The sequence below is a fragment of the Glycomyces sp. NPDC021274 genome (assembly GCF_040641195.1).
Lineage (GTDB): Bacteria > Actinomycetota > Actinomycetes > Mycobacteriales > Micromonosporaceae > Glycomyces.
On sequence record NZ_JBFADC010000093.1, the window covers coordinates 1 to 1,223 of the forward strand.

1 protein-coding gene is annotated in these 1,223 nt (G+C 69.7%); it reads right to left on the reverse strand.

Annotated features, from left to right (window positions below; genetic code table 11):
* A partial coding sequence (locus tag AB0I03_RS26815; protein WP_360417414.1) for a DUF3631 domain-containing protein occupies positions 1–1,102 on the reverse strand: 1,102 nt, incomplete at its 3' end.
* Positions 1,103–1,223: the final 121 nt, after the last annotated feature.

The window sequence follows — 1,223 nt, forward strand, 5'->3', positions numbered from 1 at the left end:
CGCTGGTCGCCGTGCTCCGCAGCGGCCCCAGCCAGGCAGCCAGCCGGCCACGCAGCACGTTGAGTTCAGGCGCTGCGTACCGCGAGCGGAACGGGGCGACCTTCTCGCCGGGCTTGCGCTTTTGTATCCGCAGCACGACCGACCGGTCTGTGATGGTGTCGGGCAGGTCACCGATCCCCGCGATCGCGGCCATCGCGAAGGTGGGGAACGGGGTGGGCTTGTGTTCCGGACCGGAGATCCGCCAGGCGGGCCGGTTGCGCTGATGGCCCGCGTTCAGCAGACCGCGCAGGATCTCGCTGTCGCCACTTGCCTTGGGGCCGAAGATGGTGTCCGCCTCGTCCACCAGCAAGGTGGGCGGGATCTTGCCGATGGTGCGGAAGACGACCGCCGGAGAGGTGTTCACCGTCATCATCGGGTCGTGGACGGTCTCGTAGAGCACGTCCAGCACGCGGGACTTGCCGCACCCCTTGGTCGCACTTATCACCGCCAGGCGGGGCGCGTGCTGCAGAGCGGTCTGGATGTGCGTGGCCGCCACCCACAGAGTGACCGCGGTCAGCGCCTCCTGGCTGGGCAGCACCACGTACTTGCCGATCGCCGCCCGCAACTCATCCAGCAGCGCGGCACCGTCACCGGCTGCCTCGACGCCGGCACCTTCATGGTCCCCGATGCCCGATCCCTCATCGGGGACCGAGGCGTTGTGCTGCACGGTCTCCTCCACGGCACCGCCGGTCCCCAGCGACTGCCGCGGATCAGGCTCACGGTCCCCGTTGCGGTCCCCTGGTGCAACGCCCGCATCTTGGGGACCGGTCCCCGTTTTCGCGCCGCTGTCCTGCAAGTTTCCAGCGGACGTGGAGATCGGGACCGCGACTATCGGGGACCGGGAACCGGGCACATTGCGGGGACGGTCCCCCGCCGCCGCGTCAGCGGCACGCTGGTTCCCACGCGCTTCCACGCCCGCCGATCGCTTCGCACCTTCCGGTGCAGGGGACCGTGTATCCGCCTGGTCCCCGCGACGCTGGGGGATGCCCTGGCCGGGGATTGCGGCCGTGGGCCAGACCGTGGGGGATGTGTCCGTGTTGTTGGGGGACGTAGAGTCCTCCATAGACGTTCCTCTCTGGCAAGGGGCAGGACGGGCTAGATCCCGCCCCTTGCAGGCTCGTTCGTTCAGGGATGGGTGCTGTGCAGGGGAATCTCCGGCCCTCGGCGTTGGCGCGCCGAGGGCC